The organism is Clostridium subterminale (genome assembly GCF_039521425.1).
Taxonomy (GTDB): domain Bacteria; phylum Bacillota; class Clostridia; order Clostridiales; family Clostridiaceae; genus Clostridium_J; species Clostridium_J subterminale.
In genome coordinates this window covers 862,549-889,537 of sequence record NZ_BAAACI010000001.1, presented here as the reverse complement: position 1 = coordinate 889,537, position 26,989 = coordinate 862,549, and the positions used below count along the sequence as shown (strand labels likewise).

The window sequence follows — 26,989 nt, the reverse complement described above, 5'->3', positions numbered from 1 at the left end:
AGTCTTTACTTGACATTGATACATAATGTACTTATGTATGGAACTCCAGGTTCGGGAAAAACCATGCTTGCAGAGAGAGTTATTTCTATTATGCCACCCCTTAACGATGAAGAAGCTCTAGAAGTTACTAAGATATATAGTATTAGTGGAGAGCTTAAGGCAGAAGGCTTAATGGAAAATAGGCCATTTAGAAATCCTCATCATACTATTACTAGTACTGCTTTAATTGGAGGTGGCAGAAATCCTTCTGCAGGAGAAGTATCATTAGCTCATAACGGAGTGCTATTCCTAGATGAAATATTAGAGTTTGATAAGAGAGCTCTCCAAGTTCTGAGACAGCCTTTAGAGAATAAGAAGGTAAGAATATCTAGAATAAATGGAACTATAACTTATCCAGCAGATTTTATGCTTGTAGCAGCGATGAATCCTTGTAATTGTGGAATGTATGGAAGTGAAACTAGGCAATGCAAATGTAGTGATAGTGAAGTGAAAAGATATTTATCTAGATTATCGGGACCTTTATTAGAGAGAATAGACATTTTTACCCCAGTAAATTCTATATCCTATGAGGCTATAAATAGCGATAGAAAAGAGGAAAAATCAGAAATTATGTTTCTTAGGATAGAAAGGGCCAGGGAGATACAAAAAGAAAGATTTAGGAATGAATCTATAAAATATAATAGCAATATGTCTACTAGCCATATAAAAAAATATTGTAACCTTAATGAGAATTCTAGTAGGGTTCTTGAATATACCTACAAAAAATACGGACTTAGCACTAGGGTTTATAATAGAATTTTAAAAGTAGCTAGAACTATTGCGGATTTAGAGGGGAATAAATCCATAGAAGAAAATCATATTATTGAAGCACTTCAATATAGAAAATATATAAGGGAAGACATAATATAACGAATTAGGAGAATATAGATGGTTGATTTATTTAAATTATGGATTATTACTACAGAAGTATCTAATAATATAAAAAAATGTATTTATCATAAATATAATGATTTTGATACCTTGAGAAAAATAGTGTTTAATGATAATATGACACTATTGCCTGAAAAAATTGTTGAAAAGTTTCAAAAATCTTATATAAAAATTGAAGAGTTAGCTTCTCAAGAATATAAGCCACTTAAGGATATAAATATTTGCACCATAAACGATGTAGATTATCCTAAAAGCTTATTACAGTATGATGATGCACCCTTTGGTATGTTTTATAAGGGAAATATTTCAATGATCAATGAAAAAAAGAATATTTCTATTGTAGGTTCTAGGAAGTGTTCTAGATATGGTATAGATGTAACTAATAGCATGGTGGAGCAGCTAAGTCCTTACGAAATAAATATTGTAAGTGGTATGGCTAAAGGCATTGATTCTGTAGCCCATAAAGCTGCAATAAAAAATAAAATTAACACAGTTGCAGTTTTGGGTAGTGGCATTGACGTTATATATCCAAAAGAAAATTATAGACTATATCATGAAATATTAGAAAAGGATGGGTGTATAATTAGTGAGTTTCCGTTAGGAACACCACCTCTAAGTAGAAATTTTCCTATGAGAAATAGAATTATTAGTGGTATATGTGAATTATTAATTGTAACTGAAGGTGGAGAGAAGAGTGGTACGCTAATTACTGTGGGAGCAGCATTAGAGCAAGGAAAAAATATAATTGTTGTGCCAGGAAGTATATTCTCAAGTGAAAGTAAAGGAACTAATAAATTAATAAAAGATGGTGCATATGTTTACACAGACATAGAGGATGTGTTAAATTTATTGAATATTTCTAAGGTTTGGATGGATAATAGAATTATAACTACTGTAAAAAGTAAATTAGAGGAAAGAATATATCAAATTATAGATGATAATCCTATACATATTGATAAAATAATTAAATTAGTTGATATTGACATTAATCGATTATATAAGTTATTATTTGAGTTGCAAGTAAAAGAGGAGATTTTATGTTTAAGTGGAAACTTTTATGTTAGAATTAATAAATAAAAAATTAAAAATTTATGAAATCTTTGATAAAGTTTGTATATTATGACTTGCAATGAGATAATAATATTTTAAAATATAGTAGGATGTAGAATTTTATATATAATTGAAGAGATTATGAGAATTTGCATAGTGCTTATAAATATGTTATAAAGTTAAAAATTATAAGCTATAATGGAGGGGTTAGAATGGGGCAAAGATTAGTCATAGTTGAGTCGCCAGCAAAAGCGAAAACCATAAAGAAGTATTTAGGAAAAAATTATGTAGTAGAAGCATCTATGGGGCATGTAAGAGATTTACCTAAAAGTCAGTTAGGGGTAGATATAGAAAAAAATTATGAACCCAAATACATAACTATTAGAGGTAAAGGAGAACTTTTAGACAAGATAAAGAAGCAAGCTAAAAAAAGTGAAAAAGTATATCTTGCTACGGACCCTGATAGAGAAGGGGAAGCTATATCTTGGCATTTAGCTAATATATTGAAAATAGATACTGAAGAGTCATGTAGAATTGAATTTAATGAAGTTACAAAAACTGCAGTAAAAAATGCTATAAAATCTCCAAGAAAGATAAATGAAAATGTATTTGATGCTCAACAGGCTAGAAGAGTATTAGATAGATTAGTAGGATATGAGATAAGTCCTATTCTTTGGAGAAAAGTAAAGTGGGGTTTAAGTGCGGGAAGAGTACAATCTGTAGCGCTTAGAATAATATGTGATAGAGAAAAGGAGATTCAAGCTTTTGTACCAGAAGAATATTGGACTGTGGAAGCAAAAGTATCTAAATTGGCAGAAACAAAAAACTTTACAGTGAAATTGCATAGTAAAAAAGGGAAAAAAATTGTTATAAACAATGAAGAAGAAGCTAATAATATCATAAAGAATGTACAACAAGGTGAGTTTACGGTAAAGGAAATAAAAGAAACAGCTAAATCTAAAAATCCACTACCACCATTTACTACTAGTACTCTTCAACAAGATGCCTATAGAAAAATAAATTTTTCAACTAAAAAAACCATGGCAACAGCACAGCAGCTGTATGAAGGTATAGAAGTTAAAGGACATGGTACTGTTGGTCTTATAACTTATATGAGAACTGACTCAGTAAGGGTATCAGAAGAAGCTCAAGGTGCTACTCTTGAATTTATAAAAAATATCTATGGAGATAAATATGCACCAAAGGAAAAAAGAGCGTATAAAGGAAAGAAGGGAGCACAAGATGCTCACGAAGCTATAAGACCTACAAATGTAGAGATTACTCCAGAAATTGCTAAGGAGACCTTAACTAATGACCAATTAAAACTTTACACTTTAATTTGGAATAGGTTTGTAGCTAGTCAAATGGAGTCTGCAATGATTGATTCTACATCAATTTCCATATCCAATGGAGAATATTTATTTAAAGCTTCAGGATATAAGGTAAGATTTGATGGGTTTACTAAAATCTATGCTAGAGATAGTGAAGATGAAGATGAGAATGAAAAATTACCAACTTTAAATGTAGATGAAAAGTTAAAAGAAAAATCTGTTGATGGAAAACAACATTTTACTCAGCCACCTGCTAGATTTTCAGAGGCGTCCCTAGTTAAAACTTTAGAGGAAAATGGAATAGGTAGACCGAGTACTTATGCACCTACAATTACCACATTATTAAGCAGAAAATATGTGGATAGAGAAAAGAAGGTATTATTTCCTACAGAACTAGGATTCATAGTTAATAATATAGTTAGTGAATATTTTAAACAAATAGTTGATGTAGAATTTACTGCAGAAATGGAAAGTAAATTAGATAGTATCGAAGAAGGAAATGCTAATTGGAAATCTGTAGTAGAAGAATTCTTTGTACCACTAAAGGAAGTTATAGAAATAGCCGAAAAAGAAATAGCTAAGATAACTATAGAAGATAAAGTATCTGACATACCATGTGATAAATGCGGAAGACTTATGGTCATAAAACAAGGAAGATTTGGTGAGTTTCTTGCATGTCCAGGATATCCAGAGTGTAAAAATACAAAGACCATGGCTAGAGAGTTAGATGTAAAGTGTCCTAAGTGTGGAGGAAATGTTTTAGAAAAGAGAAGTAAAAAAGGTAAGATATTTTATGGATGTGGAAATTATCCACAGTGTGATTTTGTAAGTTGGCATGAACCTACAGAAAAGAAGTGTCCTCAATGTGGAAGCGTTATGGCGAAAAGATATAGCAAAGCAAAAGGTGACTATTTAGAATGTATTAACTCAGAATGTAAGCATAAAGAGTTAACAGATAATAAGTAAAATGGTTTATATTAGTTAAAAGTTAACTTGAAGTAAAGTTTAATTTAAAAAAAGATTAAATATGTCGAAAATAAACAAAAAACATGTTGATAGAATAAATTCTATATGTTATCATGGTATATGGCAACGAAACAATTCTAAAATTTGTGAAAGAAAAGAATATTTTGAATTATTTAAAATGTTGCAGTGATAAATAGCATTATGAAAATTATAAAAAAGAAGAAGGAGGAATAATGATGTCATTATTAGATAAAACAAGAAAATTAAATAAGATTTTACAAAAGTCAGGTTCAGAACCAGTAGTTTTTGATGATATATGTGGACTTCTAAGTGAAGTATTAGATTGTAATGTATATGTAATTAGTAGAAAGGGGAAAGTTTTAGGATATAATCTTTCCTATGGATTTGAATGTGATAAAGTTAAAGAACAAGTAATTGAAAATAAGAGATTTCCAGAGCAATATAATGCTAAACTGCTAAATATAGATGAAACAAAGGCAAATATGCCAAGCAGTGGAATTTGTGTGTTTAATGGAGAAGTTCAATGTGACTTTAAAGATATGTTATCAACTATAGTACCTATTAATGGTAATAGAGAAAGATTAGGAACTTTATTATTATCAAGATTTTCAAAACAGTTTACTGAGGATGATTTAGTTATTGCAGAATATAGTGGTACTATTGTAGGAATGGAAATGTTAAGGGCTAAAACTGATGAAATAGAAGAAGAAGCAAGAAAAAAAGCTATAGTTCAATTAGCTATAGGAACTTTATCTTATTCAGAGTTAGAAGCTGTAGAACATATATTTAATGAACTTGATGGCAGTGAGGGACTTTTAGTTGCATCTAAAATAGCAGATAAAGTTGGAATAACTAGATCTGTTATAGTAAATGCTCTTAGAAAGTTCGAAAGTGCTGGAGTTATAGAATCTAGATCTTTAGGAATGAAGGGTACTCATATAAAGATTCTAAATGAGAAGCTAATAGATGAGTTAAACAAGCTTAAATAATTTAATAGAATATGTAGAAAAACATTAAAAATAAAAATCCTGATAAGGGATTTTTATTTTTAATGAAGAAAGTTTATACATTACTACTATGTATTTTAAAATTTTCCTAGGGAACTATATAAATAGTTACATAGGAAACCATTTATATAGATACATATAGAACTACATAAATATTTATAATGGAAACTATTTAACTATATAAATAGTTGTTTTATCGATGTGGGTTTCAGGGGTTTCCCTTTTAAATAGTGTAATTAATACATACTATTTATGTGAAAAGTTTATTATTGTATTAGTAATGTTTTAACTAGTAAAATAATTTAAATTAACCTTGTTATTTAGAAATAAATTTGTTGAATATTGATTTTCTATATGATATAATACACAAGGTAAGAAAATACACACACTACTGAATTTATTAAAAGGTGCTTTAAGGAGTAGTTAATAAAAATGATGGTAGTGGAGGAAAAAACCAGGAGGTATATTAAAATGGCAGTTATTTCAATGAAACAATTATTAGAAGCAGGTGTTCACTTTGGACATCAAACAAGAAGATGGAACCCTAAAATGGCTCCATACATTTTTACTGAGAGAAATGGTATCTATATCATTGACTTACAAAAAACAGTTAAGAAAATTGATGAAGCATATGATTTCATAAAATCAGTATCAGAAGAAGGAAAAGATATATTATTTGTTGGAACTAAAAAGCAAGCTCAAGAAGCTATCCAAGAAGAAGCTATCAGATCAAGCATGCACTTTGTAAACAACAGATGGTTAGGTGGAATGTTAACTAACTTCAGAACTATTAAAACAAGAATAGGTAGACTTGAAGCTTTAGATAAAATGGAAGAAGATGGAACATTTGATGTTCTTCCTAAAAAAGAAGTTATTCAACTTAAAAATGAAAGAGAAAAATTAGAAAAGAACCTTGGCGGAATTAGAAATATGGATGCTAAGAATATTGGAGCTTTATTTATAGTTGACCCAAGAAAAGAAAAAAATGCTATACTTGAAGCTAAAACATTAGGAATTCCTGTAATAGCAATAGTTGATACAAACTGTGATCCAGATGATGTAGACTATGTAATTCCAGGAAACGATGATGCTATAAGAGCAGTTAAATTAATAACTGAAAGATTAGCTGATGCTATAATTGAAGCAAGACAAGGTGAAGAAGTAGCTGAATAATATAGCAACTTTCAAAGTAAATTTCAAACAGCCTCATCTATGGTTGTAAAACATATGAAATTTTAAAGGTAGATGAGAGAGAAATCTTTCATTTACCTTTTTGTTAGGAAATTAAAGGAGGAATAAAGATGATAACAGCAGCAATGGTAAAAGAGTTAAGAGAAAGAACTGGATCAGGAATGATGGATTGTAAAAAAGCTCTTAGCGAAACAAATGGAGATATGGAAAAAGCAGTAGAAGTTTTAAGAGAAAAAGGATTAGCAGCAGCAACTAAGAAAGCTGGAAGAATAGCGGCTGAAGGTATAGTTACTACTTATATATCAGAAGATATGAAGACTGGTTCTGTGGTAGAAGTTAACTGTGAAACTGACTTCGTTGCAGCAAATGATGACTTTAAAGCATTAGCAGCAAATGTAGCTAAAATGGCGGCAACTACTACTGTAACTACTGTAGAAGAATTATTAGCAGAAAAATATGTTGGAGATGAAAGCATAACTCTTCAAGACGCTGTTACAGCTCTAATTGCAAAATTAGGTGAAAATATGTCTGTTAGAAGATTTGAAAAATTTGTAGTTGACAATGGAATAATCCAAAGTTATATCCACGGAAATGGAAAAATAGGTGTTTTAGTTCAATTAGCTTGTGAAAAGCAAGACGAAGTATTAAAAACAGTTGCTAAAGATGTAGCGATGCAAGTAGCAGCAGCTAATCCATTATTCTTAAATAAAGATCAAGTAGATAATGCATCTTTGGAAAAAGAGAAAGAAATTTACAGAGTTCAAGCTCTTAATGAAGGAAAACCAGAAAACATAGTTGATAAAATGGTAATGGGAAGAATAAGCAAATACTACAAAGAAGTTTGCTTAGTTGATCAAGTATGGGTTAAAAATGGAGATTACACTATAAGCAAATATCTTCAAGAAGAAGGAAAGAAACTTGGAGCAGCTATGGATGTTGTTAAATTTGCTAGATTTGAAAGAGGCGAAGGAATCGAAAAGAAAGAAGAAAACTTTGCTGAAGAAGTTCAAAGACAAATGCAAGGAAAATAATACAAGATAATATTAAAGAGAACCTAGGTTCTCTTTTTTTAAAATCTACATGTATTATAATAACTATTTAACTAGGAAAAAAGTATATTTATATTGGTTTATCTCATATAATATGCATAGGCTAATTTAGTTATTATTAATAAAGATATAAAAATATGGTGTAAATATATTGAGTTGGAGGTATAATGTATATATGGAAACTGCGAAATATAAAAGAGTCATGCTTAAACTTTCAGGAGAGGCACTAGCGGCAGAAAAGGGGTACGGCATTGATTTTGATACAGCGAACACTATTGCTTTACAAATTAAGAAATTAGTTGAAATGGGTGTTGAAGTAGGTGCAGTTGTTGGTGGCGGCAATATATGGAGAGGTAGAAGTGGTGAAGGTATGGACAGAACTACCGCGGACTATATGGGTATGCTTGCTACATGTATAAATGCTTTAGCATTACAAGATTCATTGGAAGCTATAGGTGTTAATACAAGGGTTCAAACAGCTATTGAAATGAGAGAAATAGCAGAACCTTACATTAGAAGAAGAGCAATGAGACATCTTGAAAAGGGAAGAGTTGTAATATTTGCAGCAGGAACAGGAAATCCATATTTCTCCACAGACACTACAGCAGCTTTAAGAGCAGCGGAAATAGAAGCAGAAGTTATTTTGCTTGCAAAAAAAGTTGATGGGGTATATGATAAAGATCCTCACAAACATGATGATGCAATTAAGTTTAATAACTTATCTTATATCGAGGTATTAGAAAAAGGATTGCAGGTTATGGATTCCACTGCTACATCCTTATGTATGGATAATCAAATACCTATTCTTGTATTTGGTTTAGATGAGCCTCATAACATTATAAAAGCAGTAAAAGGTGAAAATATTGGTACGTTAGTATCATCTAATATATGTAAATAATTGATGGAGGTAATTTTATGGTAAAAGATATCATTAAAAATGCTGATGAGAAAATGAACAAAACTATTTTAAGCTTACAAAATGAGCTTGGAACATTAAAAGCTGGAAGAGCAAACCCTACAATGCTTGATAGAATATTAGTTGAAAGTTATGGAACAATGGTACCTCTTAACCAAGTAGGGAACATATCTGCTCCAGAACCAAGAGTTCTTCTTATTCAACCATGGGACAAAAGTTGCATGAAAGACATAGAAAAAGCAATTTTAAAATCAGACTTAGGAATTAATCCAAGTAATGATGGTCAGGTTATCAGACTAATTGTTCCAGAATTAACTGAAGAAACTAGAAAAAATTTAGTTAAGTCAGTTAAAAAGTGTGGTGAAGATGCTAAGGTTGCTATCAGATCTATCAGACGTGATGCCAATGATAAGATTAAAAATTTAAAGAAGAATAGTGAAATCAGTGAAGATGAATCTAAAAAAGCTGAAGATCAGATTCAAAAAGAAACTGATAAGTTTATCAAATTAATTGATAAGGCTATAGAAGAAAAAGAAAAGTCAATAATGTCAGTTTAATATATGTAATAAAACCTGCAAATATTGCAGGTTTTATTATTATATATTTGTGATATAATAGCATCATGATTACTTGAAATGGAGAGGTATATTTTGGATATATTTAAGTTTAAAAAAGACATAATCAAAGAAAAAATACAGTTGGATATGGAACGAATTCCAGCCCATATAGCTATAATTATGGATGGAAATGGACGTTGGGCTAAACAAAGAAAACTTCCAAGAACTATGGGACATAGAGCTGGTATGAAAAATATAAAAATGATGGTAGAGGAATCTAGCAATCTTGGAGTTAGATATTTAACTTTATATGCTTTTTCCACAGAAAATTGGAAGAGACCAGTAGAAGAAGTAGGGGCATTAATGGATTTAGTAGTAGAGTTTATAAATAAGGAATTTGAAGAACTACATAGAAATAACGTAAGACTTAACTCCATAGGCGATATAAGTAAGCTTCCTGAAAAATCAAAGGCTTCTATAGAAGATGCAAAGTATAAAACTAGAAACAATACAGGATTAACTCTTAACATAGCATTAAACTATGGAGGAAGAGATGAGATTGTAAGAGGGGTTAAGGAAATAGCCAAGGAAGTATTGGAAGGAAAGTTGAAAGCAGAAAACATAGATGAAAAGGTTATATCGGACCATTTATATACTAGTGGTATGCCGGATCCGGATATTATTATAAGACCAAGTGGAGAACTAAGAATTAGTAATTATTTATTATGGCAAAGTGCTTATTCTGAATTTTGGTTTTCCAATATAAATTGGCCTGACTTTACAAAAGAAGATTTGAGAAGAGCAATTAGTGATTTTCAAAATAGAGATAGAAGATTTGGTGGAGTATAGTAAGAGGTGAGGCAAATGAATGAAAGATATATAGGAGCGATGATATTAGTTCCTTTATTGTTATTTATATTTTTAGGGGGATATTTTCTAAAGGTTTCTGTAGTATTATTATCCCTTGGAGGAATGTATGAATTTTACAAGGTAATTAAGGTGGATGGATATAAACCTATAGCTATAGTAGGATATTTATTATGTTTAATTTATTACATATATCTAGGACGGGGATTTAATTTAAACATTGCTGTTGGTGTATTTATCTTCGTAGTATTCCTATTAATGATAGTGCCAGTATTTGATACTGATAGAAACTTCGTTGATGTGGCATTAACCATATTACCTTGTTTTTATGTAGGTTTATTTTTTAGTTTTATATTATTACTTAATAATATGGAAAATGGTGAGTTCTTCATATGGCTCATATTTATATCCTCATGGGGATGTGATACTTTAGCTTATTATTTTGGAAGATATCTAGGAAAGCACAAATTAAATCCAAAGGTTAGCCCTAAAAAAACAATAGAAGGTGCTATAGGCGGACTTATAGGAAGTATTTTAGGCTGTACAATTTATGGGTATATCATAGCTCAATTTGGAGTGGTAGTACCCCTATATAATTATATAATAATTGGCTTATTAGGTGGTATTTTTGGACAGTGTGGAGACTTAGTAGCATCTTCCATAAAAAGACATGCAGGTGTTAAGGATTATTCTAATTTAATTCCTGGACACGGTGGTATACTAGATAGGTTTGATAGTATATTACTAGTATCTGTGGTTGTATATTATTATATTAATATTTTTCTAGCATAATGATAAAAAAGTTTTATTAAGGTATTATATTAAGATATTGTTAATTCAAGGGATTTCTCAAAAAATTTACTAATCTTTAAGAGGTGGGCGTAATAATATAAGTACATGCTCAACAGCAATTTATGATTAGACTATTTTGAGAAGTCCCTTTTAAAATTTAAAAGTAATTTAACTATTAGGATTTTGTATTATACCATATAATAGGGTATAATGTTTTTAGATAAAATTAAAGGAGCGTTAACAGTGAAAAACATAAGCATACTTGGAGCCACTGGTTCCATAGGAACACAGGCATTAGATATAATAAGAAATAAAGAAAATCAAATAAACTTAATAGGAGTTACAGCTCATAGAAACTTTAAAGGTTTAGTGGATATTATAGAAGAGTTTAGTCCAAAATATATAGGTATAACAGATGAGAAGTGTTATGAAGCTATAAAGGAATACTGCAAAAAGGAAGATAAACACGTAAACCTATTTGGGGGAGAAGAAGCTCTAGAAAAAGTTGCTACTTTAAAAGAAATAGATACGGTTTTGACTTCTGTGGTAGGAATTGCTGGATTAAAGCCAACTATTAAGGCTATTGAAGCTAAGAAAAATATAGCATTAGCTAATAAAGAAACTTTAGTAGTTGCTGGAGATATAGTTATGGCAAAGGCAAGGGAAAATGGTGTTGCAATCCTTCCAGTAGATTCAGAACATGGAGCTATATTCCAATGTATTCAAGGAAATGAAAGAAAAGATATAAGCAAGATAATACTTACAGCTTCAGGGGGGCCATTTAGAGGTGAAACTAGAGAGCACTTGAAAGAGATTACCCCTAAAGAGGCTCTAAAACATCCTAAATGGAACATGGGAAGAAAGATTTCCATCGACTCATCAACTTTAGTAAACAAGGGCTTAGAAGTCATAGAAGCACATTTTTTATTTGGGGTTGACTATGATGAAATTGAAGTTATAGTTCATCCACAAAGCATTGTACATTCCATGGTAGAGTATCAAGATGGTTCTATTATTGCTCAATTAGGAAGTACAGATATGAGGTTACCTATTCAATATGCACTAAGCTATCCTGAGAGAAGGACAGCTGTAGCAGATAGGTTAGATTTTAAAACTATCTCAAATTTAACCTTTGAAGAGCCCGATATAAAGACCTTTAGGTGTTTAGAACTAGCATTTAAAGCAGGAAGGCTTGGTGGAAATATGCCGGCAATTTATAATGGAGCTAATGAAATAGCAGTAGAATTATTCCTAGATGAAAGGATTAAGTATCTACAAATAGAAGAGATAATAGAAGACGCCATGAATAAGTTTCATCATGTGAAAAATCCAGATTTACAACAAGTTTTAGACATAGATAAACAGGTTAGGGAATATGTTTTAAAGAGATATGTATAAGTGAATAGAGTGGAAGGGGAGAAAAATATTGCAAAGTATTATAGGTAATATACCATATATTTTAATGGCTTTACTTGCATTTAGTGTTTTAATTATAGGACACGAATTTGGACATTTTATAATGGCTAGAGTTAATGGTGTAAAGGTCCTTGAATTTTCCTTAGGTATGGGACCAAAGTTATTTTCCATTAAGGGGAAAGAGACAGAATACCTTATTAAAGCACTTCCAATTGGTGGTTACGTAAGAATGTATGGTGAAGAGGATGATGTAAGTGTAGTTGATGATAGAGCCTTTTCTAATAAGACATCCTTTCAAAAGTTAACTATTGTAGCAGCAGGCCCTATAATGAATTTTATAATAGCTATATTGTTCTTTAGTTTAGTAGGAGGAATTAAAGGTCACTCTACTAATATTATAGATAAAGTAGTAGAAAATTCACCAGCCATGGAAGTAGGAATAAAAGCTGGAGATAAGATAACCGAAGTTAATGGTAAGATGGTTACTACCTGGGAAGATTTCTTTAGTGAGATTTTTACAGGAGAAGGTAAACCTGTTAATATGCAGGTAGATAGAAACGGAGAAAAGATAAAACTTGATTTAGTGCCCCAATATAATGAAGCAGAAGATATATATCAAGTAGGGGTATCTTCTAAAGTTGTAAAGCCTAACTTTATAGAATCTATAAAATATGGGCTTAATCAAACGGGAAGCACTATAAGGCAGACCTTTGGTTTCTTTGGTCAATTATTTAAAGGAAAGGTTTCTTCTGATGATGTAGGAGGACCTATAAGTATAATAAAGATTTCAGGTAAAGCTGCTCAGCAAGGAATTCTTACCCTATTAAATATTATGGCTTTATTTAGTGTTCAGTTAGCTATATTTAATGTAATTCCTTTCCCAGCCTTAGATGGTGGATGGATATTCCTATTATTATTCCAGATTATAACTGGAAAGGAAGTAAACAAAGAAAAGGTAGCAACAATAAATTACTATGGGTTTTTAGCATTGATGGGACTTATGGTTTTGGTATTGCTAAAAGACATTATAAATCCTATTCAATTTTAGGAGGAAATTATGAAGAGAAGAGAAACAAGAAAAGTTAAAATTGGAGATATATATATTGGAGGAGATTCTAGGATTACAGTGCAATCAATGACTAATACAGATACAAGAGATGTATCGGCTACAGTAGAGCAAATTTTAAGACTTGAAGAAAGTGGTTGTGATATAGTAAGATGCGCTGTTCCTGATATGGAAGCTGCAGAATCTATAAAGGATATTGTAAAAGAAATTCACATTCCTTTAGTTGCAGACATACATTTTGATTATAGATTAGCATTAAAGGCTATAGAAAATGGAGTTTCTAAACTTAGAATTAATCCAGGAAATATTGGTGATATAAGCAGAGTTGAGATGGTGGCAAAGGCTGCAAAAGAAAGAAATATACCTATAAGGATTGGAGTTAACTCGGGATCTCTAGAAAAGGAAGTCTTAAATAAATATGGTAGAGTATGTAGTGAGGCTTTAGCAGAAAGTGCTCTTAACCATGTTAAAATTCTAGAAGCAGTAAATTTTGAAGATATAATCATATCTATAAAATCTTCTGACGTAGTTCAAATGATAGAAGCTTATAATATAGTTTCTAATAAGGTTAATTACCCTCTGCATATTGGAGTTACAGAAGCAGGAACAATATGGAGAGGTACTGTTAAGTCTAGTGTAGGTATAGGAGCTCTTTTAGCTCAAGGTATAGGAGATACACTGAGAGTTTCGCTTACAGGAGATGTAGTAGAAGAAGTTAAGGTAGGAAGAGCGATATTAAAATCTCTTGGAATGTTAGATGATGGAATAAAATTTGTGTCTTGCCCAACCTGTGGAAGAACCCAAATAAATCTTATTAAGATAGCAGAAGAAGCAGAAAAAAGGCTAAGTAACATAAATAAAAATATAAAAGTAGCTATTATGGGATGTGTAGTTAATGGACCAGGAGAAGCTAGAGAAGCAGATGTAGGAATAGCTGGTGGAAAGGGAGAAGGTCTTATCTTTAGAAAGGGTGAGATTGTAAGAAAAGTAAAAGAGGAAGATTTACTCGATGAATTAATTAAGGAGATTGAAAGTTTATAGATAGGAGGAAGCTAAATGACATTGTCAGAACTACTGGGATATGATAGTAGATTGCCTATTTATGAAGACATCATCATATATAAAGTTCAATATCTAAAACAAAGTGAGATGGTTAAAGTAGTATTAAAACATAAAAGTTCCTTAGAGGATCCTATGAAAGAGGATATATGTAGTCTTATTAAGGATAAACTTAGAGATTTGGGTACTATAGATATCTTGTGGTATAGAGATGTAGAACATGTTGCTTTAGAAGATGTGGTGGGAGAGTATTGGATAGACGTCATTAACTCTCTTGCCTCATCTTTTCCTTCTGCTAAGACTAGTTTACTAAAAGCAGTTAAAAAGCTAGAAAATGACAGAATTAACATAGGTATATCTAATGAATTTATATCTAAGATGCTTTGCCATAAGAATATAGATAGATTAATACAAAGTGAAATTTATAATATGTTCAACATTAAAGTAGAAGTGAAAATATACTATGATGAATCTGCTATTGAAGAAGATTATATCCTAGAAAAGCAAATTGAAGAAAAGAGAATAGTAAGTGATATTATAGCAAATAGCCCTAAGGTTTCTAGTAAGTCTAGTGATAAATCTAAAGAAAAGGTTAAAGAAGCTAAAGGTGATAAGAAAAGTAATCCTTGGAAGGATAATTATAGAAAGAGTAAAGAGCCTTTAGATGACAATGTGGTATATGGAAATAGAAATATAAATGAAGAAACCACAGAAATGTCTGAATTAAACATGGGTTCTGGTAGAGTAGCTGTGGCTGGAGATATATTTAAGGTAAATATATTTGAAGCTAAAAGTGGGAAAATTTATCCATCTTTATACATTACAGATTACTCTGGCTCTATAACTATAAAAATCTATCCAAGAAGCAATGAGGAAGTAGAGAAGCTATTAGAAGAGTTAAAACCAGGAGTATGTTGCAAGGTTTATGGGGAAGTAGAAATTGATAGATTTTCTAAAGATTTAGTGTTAAATGCAAAGTCTATTGTAAAGTTGAAACCTAGTGAAAGAATGGATGGTTGTGAAGTAAAGAGGATAGAGCTTCATGCCCATACCACTATGAGTTCTATGGATGCAGTGGTAACACCTTCAAAGCTTATTGCTAAAGCTGCTAAATGGGGACATAAGGCAATTGCTATAACAGATCATGGCGTAGCTCAAGCCTTTCCAGAGGCTATGGATGCAGGAAAGAAACATAATATAAAAATTATCTATGGAGTAGAGGGATATTTAGTCAATGATGGAGTTGGTATAGCTACAGGTTGCAGGGGAATAGATTTTAATAGTTCCTTTGTAGTATTTGATATTGAAACTACAGGGTTTTCAAGTCATCAGGATAGTATTATAGAGATAGGAGCCGTTAAAATAGAGGATGGACAGGTTATTGATAGTTTTAATGAACTTATAAATCCAGAGATAAGTATTCCTTATAAAATAACAGAACTTACAGGTATAAATAATGACATGGTGAAGGATTGTAAAACCATAGAAGATGTACTTCCTAGATTTTTAGATTTTGTAGGAAATTCTGTAGTAGTAGCTCATAATGCAGAGTTTGATACGGGATTTATTAAGTCTAAGTGTAGAAATCTTGGGTTGCAGTTTAAAAATGGAGTTATTGATACATTGCCTTTAGCCAGATTTTTATTTCCACAACTTAAAAAGCATAAGCTCAATGTGATATGTGAGCACTTAAAGATATCCTTAGAAAATCATCATAGAGCTGTGGATGATGCTAAGGCTACTGGGGATATTCTTTTAAAATGTTTTAATATGCTAAGAGAGAGGGAGTTTAATAATTTAGACCAGGTTAATAAGGAATATTTAAAATCCTTTGATGTGAAAAAAGCTCCTACATACCATATAATAATTTTAGTTAAAAACCAACGTGGGCTTAAAAATCTATATAAGCTAATTTCCTTTTCTAATTTAGACTATTATCAAAGAAGACCAAGACTTCCTAAGAGTTTAATAGAAGAATATAGAGAAGGCCTTATTATTGGCTCTGCCTGTGAGGCTGGAGAAATATTTAAAGGAGTTCTAGCAGGAAGGTCCATGGAGGACATGGAACACATAGTGGAGTTTTATGATTATTTAGAAGTGCAGCCCATTGGAAATAATGAATTTTTAATAAAAAAGAACATGGTTAAAGATGAAGAAGGACTTAGGGATCTAAATAGAAGGGTATGTGAACTTGGTGATTTCTATAATAAAAAGGTAGTTGCAACAGGTGATGTACACTTTTTGGAACCTAGAGATGAAGTTTTTAGAAGAATTTTAATGGCTGGAAAGGGTTTTGATGATGCTGATAATCAGCCTCCTTTATATTTCAAAACCACTACAGAAATGTTAAGAGAGTTTTCCTATTTAGGTGAAAAAAAGGCCATGGAAATTGTGGTAGAAAACCCTGAATATATACAAAGCTTAGTTGAAGAGGTTAAGCCTATTCCTGATGAAACCTATGCTCCTAAAATTGAGGGTGCAGAGGATGAAATTAGAAACATGACTCTAAATAAAGTAAAATCTATATATGGAGATAATCTTCCTGAAGTTATTCAAAAGAGACTTGATAAGGAGTTAAATTCTATTATAAATAACGGATATGCGGTGCTTTATCTTATAGCACAAAAATTGGTAGCAAAATCTATCAGTGATGGATACCTAGTTGGATCTAGAGGATCTGTTGGATCCTCATTTGTAGCAACCATGTCAGATATAACAGAGGTTAATGGACTTCCACCCCATTATGTATGTCCTAATTGTAACCATAGTGAATTTATTCTAGATGGATCTATAGGTTCGGGAGTTGACTTACCAGATAAAAACTGTGAAAAATGTGGAACTCCTTATATAAAAGATGGTCATGATATTCCATTTGAGACCTTCTTAGGTTTTGAGGGCGATAAGGAACCGGATATAGACTTAAATTTCTCGGGGGATAATCAAGGTGATATCCACAGATATACAGAAGTTTTGTTTGGAAAAGGTCATACCTTTAAAGCTGGAACCATAGGGACTATTGCAGATAAGACTGCCTATGGGTATGTTAAAAAGTATTTAGATGAAAGAGATATAAATACTACTAATGCAGAAATAGAAAGATTAACTATTGGATGTACTGGGGTAAAGAGAACTTCAGGGCAACACCCCGGAGGAATTATGGTTGTGCCTAGTGACAATGAAATATTTAATTTTTGTCCAATACAACATCCAGCAGATGATCCAAATTCAGATATAATAACAACTCATTTTGATTATCACTCTATAAGTGGTAGACTTTTAAAACTTGATATACTAGGACATGACGACCCTACCATGCTGAGGATGCTTCAAGATTTAACTGGAATAAGTCCTCAAAGCGTACCTTTATCTGACCCGAAAGTTTTGAGTCTTTTCACAGGAACAGAAGGTCTTGGCATAACTCCTGAAGAATTAGGTTGCGAAGTTGGATGTTATGGTGTTCCAGAGTTTGGAACTAAATTTGTAAGACAGATGCTACTAGATACAAAACCACAAACATTTTCTGACCTAGTTAGAATTTCTGGTCTCTCCCATGGTACTGACGTATGGCTTAATAATGCTCAATATTATATAAAAGAAGGGTATACTACCCTTAAAGATTGTATATCTACCAGAGATGATATTATGGTTTATCTTATCTATAAAGGACTGCCACCAAAGACTGCCTTCACCATCATGGAGAAGGTTAGAAAAGGAAAAGGTGTATCGGAAGAGTTTGAAGCCATAATGAGAGATCATAATGTTCCTGATTGGTATATAGAGTCCTGTAAGAAAATAAAATATATGTTTCCTAAAGGTCATGCCGTTGCCTATGTAATGATGGCTATGAGAATAGCTTATTTTAAGGTTCATTATCCAAAGGCTTATTATGCAACTTATTTTACTGTTAGGGCAGACGATTTTGATGGTGATTTAGTTGTAAAGGGTGAAGAAGCAATGAAAGATACTATGGATGAATTAAATGCTTTGGGGAATAATATAGGTACGAAGGAAAAAGGTCTTCTTACAACCTTAGAACTTTGTTATGAAATGTACAAAAGAGGTATAAAATTTCTACCAGTAGATGTATATAAATCAGAGGCAGTAAAATTTACAATAGAAGGGGACAATATAAGAATTCCTTTAAGTGGACTTACTGGAGTAGGTGAAAATGCTGCAAAAGCAATAGCAGAAGCTAGAAATGATGGAGAATTTATATCTAAGGAAGATCTTCGTATAAGAAGTAAAGCAACAAAGACTGTAGTAGAAGCTTTGGCTAATCATGGAGCCATAGGAGACTTACCAGAAACAAATCAACTAAGTCTTTTTTAACAACTGGTTATTTAAATAGTTTAAGTTAAGGTGCCATTAGATAAACAGATTTCTTAGCTTCTTCAAAGCTTAGAAATCGTTATACAGGGACGTAGCAGCTCTTTACTCCCACTTTGAAGAAGAAGGGAGTGTTAGAGATGGTAGTCATCGGATAAATACCTCAAAGGATTTAAAACCATTGCATATTAAAAATAGCTATGATATAATTGTACTTAATGAGCTAGTTATTATGATAATCTTTGAGGGAGAGTAGGATTTATGCCTACTCTCTATTTATTAAAACGCAACCCTAAGTTGCGTTTTAATTATAAAGTGAAACTTAGTTTGAGTTAAAGTTTCATATCTCACTAAAGCTAGTTGAACTCATACTTTAAAGGGTTCTATGGCCATGTAAATATTATCCATGACCATTTGAACCAATACTTTCAGCTTCAAAAGAAGATGGGAGTGTTACAGCGCTAGACATAAGACAAATATTATATAACAATAAAAAATATTAAGTTTATTATTAAAGGTTTAAAGGAAATATAATAAAAAGGAGGAAATGTATTATGAACAGTAGCGGTGTTGTGGAAAAACTCCATAGTAAAATTACTAATATAGTTGAAAAACTTGGATTTGAACTTTATCACTTAGAATATGTACGTGAAGGCGGACAGAATATTTTAAGAGTTTTTATAGAGAATGAAAAAGGAGTTGCTTTGGATAACTGTGTAGAAGTAAGTAAGGCTGTTGGAGAAATGCTAGATATAGAAGATCCTATAAAAGAAGAATATAATTTAGAAGTATCATCTCCAGGGATATTTAGAACCTTATTCACCAAAGAACATTTTAATAAATATATAAATCATAATGTGGCTGTAAAACTTTCAGCATTATTTGAAGGAAAGAAAAAATATGAAGGGATATTGAAGGGGTTTGATAGCGAAAACTTAATATTAGAAATCAATGATAATGAAGTTGCAATACCAATGTCAAAGGTTTCGTTAGTTACGCTAAACCCAGCTTTATAAGGAGGATATAAATATAATGAGCACCGGATTTAAGGAAGAATTTATAGATGCTGTAAAACAACTAGTTGTTGAAAAAGGAATTAGTGAGGAAATGCTTTTTACTACTATAGAGGATGCTTTAGTAGCAGCATATAAGAAAAATTTTGCAAAGTCTCATGCAAAGGAACAAAATGTAAGAGTATGGGTTAATAGAGATACAGGAGAAACACATGTATACTCATTAAAAGAAGTTGTAGAAGAAGTATATGATGATGTAATAGAAATATCCTTAGAAGATGCTAGAGAAATCAGTGCTAAATATAATTTAGAGGATATAGCAGAAATTGAGGTTACTCCAAGAGATTTTGGAAGAGTTGCAGCTCAAGCAGCTAAGCAAGTTGTTATTCAAAGAATCAAGGAAGCAGAGAGAACTCTTATATACAATGAATTTATAACTAAGGAATTTGACATAATAACAGGTATAGTATTAAGAAAAGATAGAGGTAATGTATTTATAGACCTAGGTAAACTAGAAGCTGTATTAGGTCCAAATGAGCAAATGCCGGGAGAATCTTATACATTTAATGAGAAATTAAAGCTATATATAGTAGAAGTTAAGAAAAGCTCTAAAGGGCCACAAATCGTTGTTTCAAGAACACACCCAGGGTTAGTAAAAAGATTATTTGAGTTGGAAGTTCCGGAAATATACAGTGGAATTGTAGAAATAAAAAGTATATCTAGAGAAGCTGGTTCAAGAACTAAAATAGCCGTATGGTCTAACGATGAAGAAGTAGATCCTATGGGAGCTTGTGTTGGACCTAAAGGAGTTAGAGTTCAAAATGTAGTAAATGAACTTAAAAATGAAAAAATTGACATAATAAAATGGAGTAAATTACCAGAAGAGTATATTGCTCATGCACTAAGCCCAGCTAAAGTCCTATCTGTAGATATTGATGATGAAGGAAAGAGTGCTAAAGTTGTAGTAGACGATAATCAACTATCATTAGCCATAGGTAAGGAAGGTCAAAATGTTAGATTGGCAGCAAGACTTACTGGATGGAAAATAGATATTAAAAGTAAGAGTCAAGCTGAAAACATACAAAATGAAGAAAGTAACCTTTAAAGGTAGGTGATATTTTATGAAGGTAAAAAAGATACCTCAAAGAATGTGCACTGGGTGCATGGAAATGAAGCCTAAGAAGGAACTTATAAGAGTTGTTAAAAATAAGGAAAATGAGATATCTATAGATTTACATGGTAAAAAACCTGGTCGTGGAGCTTATATCTGCAGAAATATTGAATGTTTAGAAAAAGCTGTGAAAACTAAAAGACTAGAAAGAAATCTAGAAACTAAGATAAATGATGAAATATATGATAAACTAAAGGAAGAGATAGTTAATGCAGAATAAATTTTTAAGTTTTCTAGGCATTGCAAAGAAATCTAGAAACTTAGTAGAAGGATATAATACATGTGAAGAAGAAATTAAAAGAAATAAAATTCACCTATGTATTTTATCCTTAGAGTGTTCAGAAAACACTAAGAAAAAATTTGAAAAATACTGTGATGACAGAAGGGTGCCTGTAATAGGAAACATACCCAAGAGTGAACTGGGTATGGCTATAGGTAGAGAAGAAATCAATGTGTTAGCAGTAAAAGACGAAAAAATTTGTGAAAATTTAATAAAGTTATGGAAAGAGAATTACGGAATGTAAATTCGGGGGTGAAAGTTTTGGCGAAAGTAAGAATATATGAGTTAGCTAAAGAATTAGAAGTTTCAAACAAGGAACTTATAAGTGTATTAATGGATGAGTTCGGTGTAGAAGCTAAGAATCACATGAGTGTTATCGATGAAGAGGATGCTGATCTTATAAAAGAGCTATATGAAGAACAGAAAAAAGAATCAGCTGAAAAGAAGGAAATCATTGAGGAATATGAATCAAAAATCAATGAAGATATTAGTAAGCAGCAAAGAAAAAATAGCAAAATAAGAAAAGGTGGAAACAAGAAAAGCGAAGAAAAAGCTGATGATACACCAGATGAAGTAATCGAAATGGAAGAAACTATTGTTGTAAAGGACTTAGCTGATAAGCTTAAAAAGCCAGTGGTAGAAGTTATAAGAGCTTTAATATTCCAAGGTGTTATGGCAAGTGTAAACCAAGAAGTTGACTTTAAAACAGCTGAAAAGCTTGTAGAAAGCTTTGGATCTATTGCAGTATTAAAAGAGCAAAATGTTGGTGATGTTGCTGAAGAACAAGAGGATGAGATTGATGCTCTAGAAGACGAAGCATCAGAAGCAAAAGAAACTAAAAGACCACCAATAGTTACAGTAATGGGTCACGTTGACCACGGTAAGACATCATTACTAGATGCAATAAAGAAATCTAAAGTTACAGCAACAGAAGCTGGTGGAATTACTCAACACATAGGTGCTTATACTGTCGATGTGAATGGAGAGAGAATTACCTTCCTTGATACTCCAGGTCACGAAGCTTTTACATCTATGAGAGCTAGAGGAGCTCAAGTTACAGATATAGTTATATTAGTAGTAGCTGCAGATGATGGAATTATGCCTCAGACTGTTGAAGCTATAAACCACTGTAAAGCTGCAGAAGTACCTATGATTATAGCTATTAACAAAATGGATAAAGAAAGTGCAAATCCAGATAGAGTTAAACAAGAGTTAACAGAATATGGATTAGTAGCTGAAGATTGGGGTGGGGATACTATATGTGTACCAGTATCTGCTCACACTAAGGAAGGTTTAGATAATCTGCTTGAAATGATTACAATAAATGCTGAAATGTTAGAATTAAAAGCTGATGCTAACAGAAGAGCTAAAGGAACAGTTATAGAAGCTAAATTAGATAAAGGTAGAGGACCTGTAGCTAGTATACTAGTTCAAAATGGAACTTTAAAATCAGGAGATTCTATAATAGTTGGAACTACGTATGGTAGAATCAGAGCAATGATTGATGATAAAGGAAAAAATACAAAAGAAGCTGGCCCGTCTATGCCAGTAGAAATATTAGGACTTTCAGAAGTTCCAGCAGCAGGAGACAGATTTACTGTTGTTAGAGATGAGAAGACAGCTAGAATAATGGCAGAGTCAAGAAAAGAAAAGATTAGACAAGATCATTTCCAAACATCTAATAGGGTATCTATGGAAAACCTATATAACCAAATCCAAGAAGGTAAGGTTAAGGAATTAAGTGTAATAGTTAAGGCTGATGTTCAAGGTTCAGCAGAAGCTGTTAAACAATCCATAGAAAAACTTTCTACAGATAACGTAAAAGTTAGAGTTATCCACGGAGCAGTTGGAGCTATAACTGAAACAGACGTATCTCTAGCTTATGCTTCTAATGCTATTATTATAGGTTTCAACGTAAGACCAGATAATAATGCTATTGCAGTTGCAGAAAGAGATAATGTAGAAATTAAAACTTATAGAATTATCTATGATGCATTAGATGATATTAAATCAGCAATGATTGGTATGCTTGAACCTGAGTATAAGGAAGTTATTACTGGACGTTGTGAAGCAAGACAGGTATATAAAATTTCTAACGTTGGTACTATAGCAGGATGTTATGTTCTTAACGGAAAGATAGCAAGAAACTGTAAAGTTAGAGTATTGAGAGATGGTATAGTAATTACAGAATCTACTCTTGCATCTTTAAAGAGATTTAAAGATGACGTTAAAGAGGCAGCAGCTGGATATGAATGTGGACTTAGCATTGAAAAATTCAATGATATAAAAGAAGGAGACATTATAGAAGGCTATATTATGGAAGAAATTAAACCAAAACAATTGTAATAGGAAGGAGTGATCTCCATGGCTAACTATAGAGGCGGCAGAATTAATGAAGAAATAAAAAAAGATGTTAGCAACACTATTCAAAACAAAATAAAGGATCCTAGACTTACAGCTATGGTAAGTGTAACAGATGTAGAAGTAACAAGAGACTTAAGCTATGCTAAAGTATTTGTTAGTATATTTGGTACAGAGGATCAAAAGACAGAGGCATTTAAAATTCTTAAAAGCTCAACAGGCTTTATAAGAAAAGAAATAGGAAAAAGTGTTAAGTTAAGACATGTTCCAGAAGTTATCATTGAGTTAGATACAACTTTAGATAAAGCTAATCATTTGGAATCTTTATTTAGAAAGATAAAGGAGAATGATTCCAATGATAACTAGGAATATAGTAGATATCATAGAGAAAAGTAATTGTATAGGAATTACTTTTCATCAATCACCAGATGGTGATTCTCTAGGAAGTGCCACAGCCCTACTTCAAGGGCTGAGGGCACTTAATAAAGAAGCATATATACTTTCTAAGGAAGAAATTCCCGATACTTTTGAGTATTTACCTTGTGGTAAGGAAATCACAGGATTAATTCAACAGGTAAAGGAAGGTACAGATTTAATAATTGTACTAGACTGTGGAGATTTCAAGAGAATAAATGCTAATTTAGATGTGGAGAATAGGCAATATAAGCTTGTAAATATAGATCACCATCTAAGTAATGAAAAGTATGGTGATTTTAATTATGTAGATATAAATTCTTCAGCAGTTGGAGAAATAATTTATGACCTATTAAATCAATTAAAAGTAGAAATTACTAAGGAGATAGGTGAATCAATCTATACTTCTATTTTAACAGATACAAGTTCTTTTAAGCATTCCAATACTACAAGTAGAACACATGAAATAGCAGGAGAAATTATTAAAACTGGAGTTAACTTTAATAAAATTCAAAGACAAGTATTTGAAAATAAAGAATTTAATAAAGTTAAATTTTTTGGAAAAGTAATAAGTACTTTAACATTACATCTTAATAATAAAGTTGTATTTATGGAAATTAATGATGCTATGCTTCATGAAGTGGGTTTAGAGTCCATGGATTCTTCCGAGGTTATTCATTTTGGAACCATGATAAGTGGAGTAGAAGTAGTAGCTTTATTTAAAGAAAGTAAAGGCGGAATAAAAGTAAGCTTAAGGTCTAAAGAAATAGTTGACGTTAGTAAAGTAGCAGAAAACTTTAATGGTGGAGGTCATAAAAGAGCTTCTGGTCTTTTTTGTGAAGGTTCCATGGTTGATGTAAAAGATAAAATATACAAAATATTAGAAGAAGAGTTGATATCATATGATAGAAAATAATAAACCCTTTGGAGTTTTAAATATAAATAAACCACTTGGTATTAGTTCCTTTGATGTAGTGAGAAAAATAAAAAAGTTAGCTAAGGAGAAGAAAGTTGGACATGGCGGTACCTTAGATCCAGAAGCTTGTGGTGTGCTTCCAGTATGTATAGGAAGAGCAACTAAGGCTATAGACTTTATCATGGAAGGTGAGAAGGAATATATAGCAAAGGTTAAATTGGGAGTAGTTACAGATACTTACGATAGAGAAGGAAAAGTACTTCGTGAAAGTAGGGTAGATTCTACAGAAGAAGAAATCACTAAGGCTATATATAAATTTGTAGGAACTATTGCTCAAGTTCCACCTATGTATTCTGCCCTTAAACAAAATGGAAAAAAACTTTACGAATTAGCTAGAGAAGGAAAAGAAGTCTATAGGGAGCCAAGGACAGTTACTATACATAGTATTGATATATTATCCATAGATAGTCCTATAATTCACATAAAGGTTAGATGTTCTAAAGGAACTTATATAAGAAGTTTATGCTATGATATAGGTGAAGAACTTGGTTGTGGAGCTATGATGTGGGAACTGGAGAGAACAGCCACAGGTCCTTTTAACATAGAAAGCAGCGTGGAGCTAAAAGACTTAACAGAGGAAAATATAGATAATTATATTATTTCCTTAGATGAGGTATTTAATAAGTTTCCTAAACTTGTAGTTAATGAAAAGTTTGAAAGGCTAATATTAAATGGAGTAACTATAAATGATAGAACTCTTTTAAATAGAATTGAAAAGTTTTGCAAATATGCAGTATACAACAATTCTAATAAACTTATAGGAATTGGCTCAGAAAGCGATTCGGGATTTAAGTTAATAAAACTTTTTCTTTAGGGGATATATTTATGAAAATTATAGAAGACAATTTTAATGAAATACTTAAAACACCTAGTATAATTGTACTGGGAAGTTTTGATGGTATACATAGTGGTCATAGAGAATTAATTAATAGTGCTAAGCAATTAGCAGAAAAGATTAAATTAACTCAAAACATAAAGGATATAAAAGTTATGGTATGTACCTTTAAAAATCATCCTTTATCTGTGATTAATAAGGAGATTTGTCCAAAACTAATTATGAGCAATGAAGAGAAAACTATTTTATTTGAAAAGCTTCAAGTGAATATATTAAATTTTATAGAATTTAATAAGGAATTCATGTCAATTTCACCAGAACAATTCATAAATAATTTAAAGAAGCATTATAATGCTAAAGGTATAGTAGTTGGTTTTAATTATCGTTTTGGATATAAAAATTTAGGTGATGTAGAGATCTTTAAAAAATATAGTGAAATCTTAGACTATGAGCTTTTCGTAGTGGAACCTATAACTTCAGATGGAGAAGTGGTAAGTAGTTCTGCCATTAGGCATAATCTTCAAGAGGGGAATATAGAGAAAGCTAATAAGTTTCTTGGTAGACCATTTATGTTAAGTGGAAATATAATTAAGGGAAAGCAAATAGGAAGAACCATGGGATTTCCTACTGTAAACTTAAATTATGATAAAAAGTTTATAGTACCTAAGGGTGGAGTTTATGGAACTATTGTAGAGTATAAAAATAGCTTTTATAAAGCCATAACTAATATTGGGTATAATCCTACCCTAGAAGGTAATAAATTAAGTATTGAGACTAATATTTTAGAATTTGATAAAAATATATATGGAGAAGAAATTAAACTATATTTTATAGAAAAAATAAGAGAAGAAAAAAAGTTTGGTTCCATTGATGAACTAAAGAATCAACTATCTAAGGATAAAAATTATGTAAATAGTAAGGATTATTCTTTATATGTAGATAAAATTTATAGTTAACTAATTTTTACAAATTTTTATAATTTAATTAGTTTTCTATTTACAAAATAAATTTAGTTTGATATAATTTCATATGAACCTTATGCTATGTATTCTGAATGCCAACGGGGTACATGGCATATGGCGATTTAACTATTGGAGGTGCATACAATATGGAAAAGGCAAGAAAACAAGAAATAATGCAACAATTTGCAAGAACAGAAGGAGATACTGGTTCTCCAGAAGTACAAATAGCATTATTAACAGAAAGAATTAAGGAATTAACTGAGCATTTAAAAGTTCACAAAAAAGACCACCACTCAAGAAGAGGTCTTTTAATGATGGTTGGACAAAGAAAAGGACTTTTAAGCTACTTAAAGAAGCAAGATATCGAAAGATACCGTGTTATAATTGCTAAATTAGGAATTAGAAAATAATTAAGAGCGGCAAAGCCGCTCTA

The 26,989-nt window shown here is 31.5% G+C and carries 23 protein-coding genes and 1 pseudogene; all 24 read left to right on the top strand.

The genetic code is table 11. The annotated features are described in order from the left end of the window. Positions 1 to 21 precede the first annotated feature (21 nt). Positions 22 to 909, top strand: a pseudogene (locus tag ABDZ93_RS04500) (YifB family Mg chelatase-like AAA ATPase); the annotation flags it as partial. Between the two features lie 18 nt (positions 910 to 927). Beyond that, positions 928 to 2,007 (top strand): DNA-processing protein DprA, encoded by a 1,080-nt coding sequence (gene dprA / locus ABDZ93_RS04495; protein ID WP_343824012.1) that lies wholly within the window; start codon positions 928 to 930, stop codon positions 2,005 to 2,007. A 185-nt stretch (positions 2,008 to 2,192) separates the two neighbouring features. After that, positions 2,193 to 4,277, top strand: coding sequence for a type I DNA topoisomerase (gene topA / locus ABDZ93_RS04490; protein WP_343824010.1), 2,085 nt, complete (start codon positions 2,193 to 2,195; stop codon positions 4,275 to 4,277). Between the two features lie 233 nt (positions 4,278 to 4,510). Further along, a complete protein-coding gene (gene codY, locus ABDZ93_RS04485) occupies positions 4,511 to 5,287 on the top strand; it encodes a GTP-sensing pleiotropic transcriptional regulator CodY (RefSeq protein WP_343824008.1) in 777 nt (258 codons plus the stop codon). 489 nt (positions 5,288 to 5,776) lie between these two features. Next, positions 5,777 to 6,478: a 30S ribosomal protein S2 gene (gene rpsB / locus ABDZ93_RS04480; protein ID WP_035132782.1), complete on the top strand. Its 702-nt coding sequence runs from the start codon at positions 5,777 to 5,779 to the stop codon at positions 6,476 to 6,478. A gap of 128 nt (positions 6,479 to 6,606) precedes the next feature. Then, positions 6,607 to 7,527 carry a translation elongation factor Ts gene (gene tsf, locus ABDZ93_RS04475; protein ID WP_343824005.1) on the top strand — a complete coding sequence of 307 codons (921 nt, stop codon included), beginning with the start codon at positions 6,607 to 6,609 and terminating at the stop codon, positions 7,525 to 7,527. A 193-nt stretch (positions 7,528 to 7,720) separates the two neighbouring features. Next, positions 7,721 to 8,443, top strand: coding sequence for a UMP kinase (gene pyrH / locus ABDZ93_RS04470; protein WP_343824003.1), 723 nt, complete (start codon positions 7,721 to 7,723; stop codon positions 8,441 to 8,443). 17 nt (positions 8,444 to 8,460) lie between these two features. Further along, positions 8,461 to 9,018, top strand: a complete 558-nt coding sequence (gene frr, locus ABDZ93_RS04465) for a ribosome recycling factor (RefSeq protein WP_035132788.1) — start codon at positions 8,461 to 8,463, stop codon at positions 9,016 to 9,018. A 90-nt stretch (positions 9,019 to 9,108) separates the two neighbouring features. Continuing rightward, entirely contained in the window at positions 9,109 to 9,867 is a 759-nt protein-coding gene (uppS, locus tag ABDZ93_RS04460; protein ID WP_425544755.1) for an undecaprenyl pyrophosphate synthase, read from the top strand. Between the two features lie 15 nt (positions 9,868 to 9,882). Continuing rightward, on the top strand, positions 9,883 to 10,677 hold the full coding sequence (locus ABDZ93_RS04455; RefSeq protein WP_343823999.1) for a phosphatidate cytidylyltransferase: 795 nt from the start codon (positions 9,883 to 9,885) through the stop codon (positions 10,675 to 10,677). A gap of 243 nt (positions 10,678 to 10,920) precedes the next feature. Continuing rightward, on the top strand, positions 10,921 to 12,075 hold the full coding sequence (locus ABDZ93_RS04450) for a 1-deoxy-D-xylulose-5-phosphate reductoisomerase (RefSeq protein ID WP_343823997.1): 1,155 nt from the start codon (positions 10,921 to 10,923) through the stop codon (positions 12,073 to 12,075). A gap of 64 nt (positions 12,076 to 12,139) precedes the next feature. After that, on the top strand, positions 12,140 to 13,141 hold the full coding sequence (rseP, locus tag ABDZ93_RS04445; RefSeq protein WP_343824533.1) for an RIP metalloprotease RseP: 1,002 nt from the start codon (positions 12,140 to 12,142) through the stop codon (positions 13,139 to 13,141). Positions 13,142 to 13,150: 9 nt separating this feature from the next. Next, the gene (ispG, locus tag ABDZ93_RS04440) at positions 13,151 to 14,200 is read left to right on the top strand and encodes a flavodoxin-dependent (E)-4-hydroxy-3-methylbut-2-enyl-diphosphate synthase (RefSeq protein WP_343823995.1); all 1,050 of its coding nucleotides are present in this window, start codon (positions 13,151 to 13,153) and stop codon (positions 14,198 to 14,200) included. Positions 14,201 to 14,215: 15 nt separating this feature from the next. After that, complete coding sequence (locus ABDZ93_RS04435) at positions 14,216 to 18,547, top strand: PolC-type DNA polymerase III (protein ID WP_343823994.1); 4,332 nt, start codon at positions 14,216 to 14,218, stop codon at positions 18,545 to 18,547. A gap of 551 nt (positions 18,548 to 19,098) precedes the next feature. Then, a complete protein-coding gene (gene rimP / locus ABDZ93_RS04430) occupies positions 19,099 to 19,560 on the top strand; it encodes a ribosome maturation factor RimP (protein ID WP_343823992.1) in 462 nt (153 codons plus the stop codon). 16 nt (positions 19,561 to 19,576) lie between these two features. Further along, positions 19,577 to 20,662, top strand: a complete 1,086-nt coding sequence (nusA, locus tag ABDZ93_RS04425) for a transcription termination factor NusA (RefSeq protein WP_343823990.1) — start codon at positions 19,577 to 19,579, stop codon at positions 20,660 to 20,662. A gap of 16 nt (positions 20,663 to 20,678) precedes the next feature. Continuing rightward, the gene (gene rnpM, locus ABDZ93_RS04420; protein ID WP_343823989.1) at positions 20,679 to 20,948 is read left to right on the top strand and encodes an RNase P modulator RnpM; all 270 of its coding nucleotides are present in this window, start codon (positions 20,679 to 20,681) and stop codon (positions 20,946 to 20,948) included. Then, positions 20,938 to 21,252 (top strand): ribosomal L7Ae/L30e/S12e/Gadd45 family protein, encoded by a 315-nt coding sequence (locus ABDZ93_RS04415; RefSeq protein WP_343823987.1) that lies wholly within the window; start codon positions 20,938 to 20,940, stop codon positions 21,250 to 21,252. The genes rnpM and ABDZ93_RS04415 overlap by 11 nt, the downstream gene beginning before the upstream one ends. Before the next feature lie 17 nt (positions 21,253 to 21,269). Next, a complete protein-coding gene (gene infB / locus ABDZ93_RS04410) occupies positions 21,270 to 23,354 on the top strand; it encodes a translation initiation factor IF-2 (RefSeq protein WP_343823986.1) in 2,085 nt (694 codons plus the stop codon). Between the two features lie 18 nt (positions 23,355 to 23,372). Further along, the gene (gene rbfA, locus ABDZ93_RS04405) at positions 23,373 to 23,735 is read left to right on the top strand and encodes a 30S ribosome-binding factor RbfA (protein ID WP_343823984.1); all 363 of its coding nucleotides are present in this window, start codon (positions 23,373 to 23,375) and stop codon (positions 23,733 to 23,735) included. Then, on the top strand, positions 23,725 to 24,699 hold the full coding sequence (locus ABDZ93_RS04400) for a DHH family phosphoesterase (protein WP_343823982.1): 975 nt from the start codon (positions 23,725 to 23,727) through the stop codon (positions 24,697 to 24,699). The genes rbfA and ABDZ93_RS04400 overlap by 11 nt, the downstream gene beginning before the upstream one ends. Next, positions 24,686 to 25,573 carry a tRNA pseudouridine(55) synthase TruB gene (gene truB, locus ABDZ93_RS04395; protein ID WP_343823980.1) on the top strand — a complete coding sequence of 296 codons (888 nt, stop codon included), beginning with the start codon at positions 24,686 to 24,688 and terminating at the stop codon, positions 25,571 to 25,573. The genes ABDZ93_RS04400 and truB overlap by 14 nt, the downstream gene beginning before the upstream one ends. A gap of 11 nt (positions 25,574 to 25,584) precedes the next feature. Continuing rightward, complete coding sequence (locus ABDZ93_RS04390) at positions 25,585 to 26,550, top strand: bifunctional riboflavin kinase/FAD synthetase (protein WP_343823978.1); 966 nt, start codon at positions 25,585 to 25,587, stop codon at positions 26,548 to 26,550. Positions 26,551 to 26,702: 152 nt separating this feature from the next. After that, positions 26,703 to 26,966 carry a 30S ribosomal protein S15 gene (gene rpsO / locus ABDZ93_RS04385; RefSeq protein WP_150843836.1) on the top strand — a complete coding sequence of 88 codons (264 nt, stop codon included), beginning with the start codon at positions 26,703 to 26,705 and terminating at the stop codon, positions 26,964 to 26,966. Positions 26,967 to 26,989 lie beyond the last annotated feature (23 nt).